The 5,444-nt window shown below is 59.2% G+C and carries 1 protein-coding gene; it reads right to left on the bottom strand.

Annotation, left to right across the window (positions count from 1 at the left end; genetic code table 11):
* A partial coding sequence (locus BUA15_RS13475) for a VWD domain-containing protein (RefSeq protein WP_143149631.1) occupies window positions 1–5,444 on the bottom strand: 5,444 nt, incomplete at both ends.

Genomic DNA, 5,444 nt, shown 5'->3' with positions numbered 1-5,444 from the left:
ACGTTGCGCAGCTCGAGGCCGTTTTGGGTGAAGTAGGTGGTGCTGGTTTGGAGCGTGGTGTTTTGCAGGCGGAAGCTGCCGGCGATGGGCATGGGCTGCGGGATGGTGAGCGTGACAGTTCCTCCGCCTTTTATCAGGGCAGCGCTGTCTGCCACGATCAAGATTGCGCTGTCTGTCAGGATCAGCTCTCCTCTTGCCCAGGACCAGGTTCCATTTCGGATTTCAAGCACTCCTTCATGGGTAAAGTTGAAGTTGCTCCAGCTTGTTGTGCCGGCAGCCTGATGAATTATACGGCCCTGGTTGGTGAAGGAAGCTCTGATGGAATTACTGGAGGTAAAGAGCTGTGAACCGTGCGTTCCAGTGAACGTCCAGGAACCGAAATTCTGGATCTGAGCGGAAGAGTCCGTAATTCGTAGCCTGCTTTCTATTTGTTCGAAGGTGCCGTGGTTTTCCAGGTGGCTACCTGGCTGAAGCGTCAGGTCGTAGCTGGCGATCGATCTTGAGAGTTGGAGGCGACCATGATTGATTAACCGACCGTCAAGGGCGACGTTGCGCAGCTCGAGGCCGTTTTGGGTGAAGTCGGTGGTGCTGGTTTGAAGCGTAGCATTTTCCAGGCGGAAGGTGCCGGCAATGGGCGTCGGCTGACGCATTCGTGAGGTCAGACTGCCAAATTTTTTGAACAGGGTGGCGCTGTCTGCCACGATCAGGGTAGCGCTGTCGGCCAGGGTCAGATGGCCTCCCTGGAGGGTCCAGGTTCCGCTCTGGACTTCCAGCATCCCTTCATGGGTAAAGTTGAGGTTGCTCCAGTTGGTAGTACCGCTGGTCTGGTAGACCATGTGACCCTGGTTGGTGAAGGATGCCGTGACCGAACTGGATAGGGTGAGGAGGTCTGCTCGGTCTGTACCCTTTTCACGGAGGATCCAGGTGCCAAGGTTGCGTAGTTGTACGGAGGCGTCTCGAATCAGCAGCCGGCCGATCTGCTCGATTATGCCACGGTTTTCGAGCTGGCTGCCGGCCTGCAGGGTCAGGATATATCCAGATCCGGATTCGGGCAGGGTGAGCTGGCCATGGTTGATCAGGGTGCCGGTCAGTGCACCGCGCAATCGCACCTTGCCGTAAAGCTGCAATGCGCCCTGGTGGATGGTAAGCGTTCCGCCTTCCCAGATGGCCGCATCCTGCGCGGCTACAAGGGGCGGCGTTTTACCTGACGATACCTCTGATACGGATACTTGTGCCGCCACTGCCGGCGGGATCTGCGAGGCCGAGAGGTCGATCCGATGCCGCAATTCCCCTCCAGTACGCAGGGTCAAGTTCCCTTTAAATGTGATCGGTCCCTGCGCAATCAGCGCGTACACCTCCCGACCGTCCAGGTCGATGGTTACCGGGCGGGAGACTAGGAGGTACACGTCGTTGTTCGGACCCGGACACTGGTTGTTAAGCCAGTTTGCACAGTCCGAAAAGCTGCGGCCATCCCCTGCGCCGGTCCAGACGGCATATGTGGGTGGTCGAACCAGCACGTAAGCCACATCCTTTATCGAAGAATCAGAGGCCAGGTAGGCCCGCACCTCATAGACGCCTTCTACGTCCGGCACCGACACGGCTACCCGGTTGTTGGTTTGTTGCTGGATAAAGAGCCCGGCGGATCCTTCCCAGAAGAGCGTTTTGTCTTCGACGCCGGTTACCAGCGCACCGATCTGATGCGTACGGTCGGGGCTGCCCAGTGGCACAAGGAGCGCTCGGGGTTGTGTGTGCACGCCCGGCACATTCGGATCCACTCCCAGCGAACTGGCTGCCCACTTCGGATCCCGGGTGATAGCCACGTCTAGCATACAGGCCTGGAGGATTTGCGTGGTGACAATGCCTTGTAGGCGGCAGGTTAGCTCGGCCCAGGCGCGCAGTTCCTCAGGCAGATCTTCCAGAGTAAAGAGGCCGTCAGGATCCGGGAAAAAGGGAGTGTAGAGGTCGGGGCCCTGGCTGAAAAGACTTTCCTTTGAACCGAGCGGAATGCGCCAGTCGTCCCGAAACGGAGTCAGGTACAGGTCTTTCTCGCGAGTGGTTGGAAGGATGGTACCATCTTTCAGGCGCAGATCATTGCCCGGGTTACCGTCGCCGTCGCCTAGAAGCCCGATCAGGTACCCCCGGCGGAATCCGTTGATCAACACCTGGTAGTCGAGAATGATGCCCCGTTGCCAGACCGTCAGCGCCGAGCCGTCCTTCCAGGAGACCACAACCTGACTTTCACGGGCCACGACGCTGCCCCCACCACTAAGTGACTGCGTCCAGTGCGTGCCTTCTATGCGCTGGCCATTAATCCAGACGGCCGGAAAAGTAGCGGCCGAATCATGATAGATTTCCACGCGGTGGCCTTCCACGTTGGCGGCCAGGGCCGCGTTGCCGGAAACGCGGTTGCTGCTTCCGAACGGCTTGTGGCGAACCTGGATTTCGAACAGATCGCCCGGAAGCATGGAGCGAGCAGCCAGGTAGTCGCCAATGGCATGGAAGTCGTAGCTCAGGCGGTCGAAGGTGGTGAGGTGGGGATCCCCCCAGCTACTGGCCCGGGCCGGAGGAAGATCGCCCGTGATGGGCGGGTTTTCATCCGGATCGTCTTCGTTGTTCTGGCAGGAGAGTGCGATCGAGAGGGTGCGTCGGACCTGTTTCTGGCCAGTGTCGAAAGCCAGAAGCGCGCGGCCAGTCAGGCGCTGGTTCAGGCGTTCGCCGGTGCATTCCGTGTGCACCGTAAAGGCTGCGGAAGTGTCTGGGCGAGAGATGGTGGCCTGCAGGGGGATCATGGTGAACGGACCGTCGAGTTGAAGGACGGTCACGGTCACCATGCTGGCGCTCCGGGCAATGGCCTGGGTTGTTTTCTGAAGGCGGTCTCCCTGTCGACCAGTAAAGTTAAGCGATGCCGGTTGCAGGGCAAATTCGGGATCACAGAGATCCACTGCCCCAAGGTAGGAGTAGCCCAGTGGGATAGAGAAGTTCAGGATCGGAATGGTAATGAAGCTGAGCAAATACGCGCGGCCACCCTCCGGCACGCTGCAATCAATCGGGGTATCGTCGTAGGTAAACGCGAACGTGTTGCCGGTGCGCTCGCCTGTGCCGAGCAGGATAGGTGCTTCCGACAGTTGCAGGGCGTGTGGTTGAGCCGAGGACGTGTTGCTGCCGGCTGATTTCAGGTGGTACAAGAACACCGGGTCTGCCCAGTCGGAGTAGCCTTCAAGGATGCCTGAGATGCGACGTTCTTCGGTGTTGACCCGGACACCTCCCAGTTTGACGTCGCCTATCTGAACCTCAAACAGAGGAAGGTTCAACAGGTCCAGGGCGGCTTCTCCACCAATTTTGGCCAACAACGTCCCTTCAACAAATAACTGAATTTTGCGGCCAGCGCTCAGCGTGATCAAGCTTTTGGTGATGGGGCGGGCATCGCGTCCGCGCGTGATGGCGCCGTGGGGGGTGAGGCCCTGCGGAGCAATGGTGAGGTAGGGGCTGACGCCCAGCTGAATGACAGCCCACTTTTTCTCAATGCGGTTCAGTCCGGGTGTAATCAACCCCTGAGCCTTGAAAAAGCCTAATAGCGGTCCCACGGTAAGAGGTAGGAGGTTGACGGTTGCCTTGTAATAGGAGAGCCCATCCGGGGAAAAGCCCGCTTCTTTAGGAATGTCCAGCAATTGCAATCGGACGTACGGCTCCACGCGTGCAAACTGGATGGGATTCTCAAACTGAAGCATCTTGCCGAGATTCAGACCTAGCGAGCCTTTAACTCCTGCACTGAACGTGATAATGGGCAGACTGACCGTATCTTCGCCCTGCAGCGCTGCTTTCAAACCGGCAAACTTGGCCTTGCCCAGGCCCACGCTGATGGCCATGCCGCCAGCCATCCGACCGAGGCTGTAAAACAGGGTGCCGGGAAACAGAGGAACAGCATAGAACAGGCCTTCGATATCGAATTCGGATCGGGCTACCAGGAAATAGCCCAGCGATACTCCTACATCGATCGACAGGGTGAGGTCTATTTTGTCCAGCAATGCTGCGATACTGGCAAAGCTAAGGATGTTCATGCCGGGAACAGGAAGTGTAATCAGGGATCTATAGAGTCGCGCAGTGTCGATTAAAGTCCAATTTCTGGTTTGCAGCCCAACACTGAACACTACGGTAAAACTCGCAGATACTCCACTATTGCCGCGAGGCCAGGAGCAGTTGAAGCTGCTGATCAGCGAAACGGTAATCAACGAGCCGACATTGGATACCCGCAGCTTGACGCTCTTCTGGCAGGGAGACTTGGGTTTTTTATAGAGACTTTCTTCTTGTTGTTCGAGAATCAGGCGCACGGCGTTAGGATTGAAAGGAGATAGACCACGCTGCAGGATTTGCTGGGGATCCGGAAAAGGATAGCTCACATAGAGCGCCTCCAGCGGGAGCAGCCGCATGCGGAGCAGGACGTAGGTGTCGTTACGGGCCACCACGTGTTCAATTTGGCCGCCCAGACTGAAGCCTTCTCCCTTACTGACAATACGCTGCCCCACCTGATACAGGCCGGAGGTGTCTTCGCGCAGCACCACGCCGATCACCAGTCCGGGCGCTGTGTTTGAGAGCGCCTCGGCTTGCTCCCATTGCATGAGCGAAAACAATTCTTCTCGACGTGCCTGCTCTTCTGCGCTGAGCGGATAGCTTGTAGGCCAGACCACCCTTTCCTCCGGCACCACAACCACCTCCGGCCGAATCCGCACCAAACGCACCAGCGCCTGCCCCGCATAATACGTGCTGTCGGCCAACAACGACGAACGCACCTCCAACACCAACACGCTGTCCCCACCAGCCCCCGCCGCCGGAGCCTCCACCTGTAAGTTACCAGGTGCCGCCCACTGCAGGCGCCAGCCCTGCCCCGCCACCACTACCTCCAGATAATCGGCGCTGCCGGCGAAGCGATTGCCGTCGGCATCTTCAAGCCACACGCCCAGCGTGCGCATCTCGCCCGGCTCCAGCGTCAGCTCCTGCGGAGCGATGATGATGGCCACGGCGCCATCATGCGCCACCAACGTCTTGCCCTGCAGCGGCGGCCCCAACCGGACCGAATCAGCCCCCAGCCCCCTGCCACTGCGCGGCCCCGGAGCAGCAAAGGGCGACGGCTGCGGCACAGCCTGCACTTCGTTGGACTCGCGCGACTCGCCACGCACCCCCACGGCCGTCACCACAAAGTAATAGGGTTGGTCATTGCGCAGGCCGGTGATGACCAGCGGCGAGCGGACGTTTTCGAGTTGGCGGCCTTCGGTTTTGGTGTGCCAGTTGGCCTTGGTCACGCCGGGTTCGGCGGCCAGGTAGACGTTGTAGCTCAGGGCGCCTCGGGCGGCCTGCCAGGTTAGCACGACCGAGCCGTCGCCTGGAACGGCGGCAATCTCCTGCGGAATGGCGGCCGTCAACGGCCAGAAAAAGCACAACGCCCCCTC

It is taken from the genome of Rhodothermus profundi, assembly GCF_900142415.1.
In the GTDB taxonomy this organism is placed as follows: domain Bacteria; phylum Bacteroidota; class Rhodothermia; order Rhodothermales; family Rhodothermaceae; genus Rhodothermus; species Rhodothermus profundi.
The sequence above is the reverse complement of the archived record's forward strand: the minus strand, read 5'-3'. Positions and strand labels throughout refer to the sequence as shown.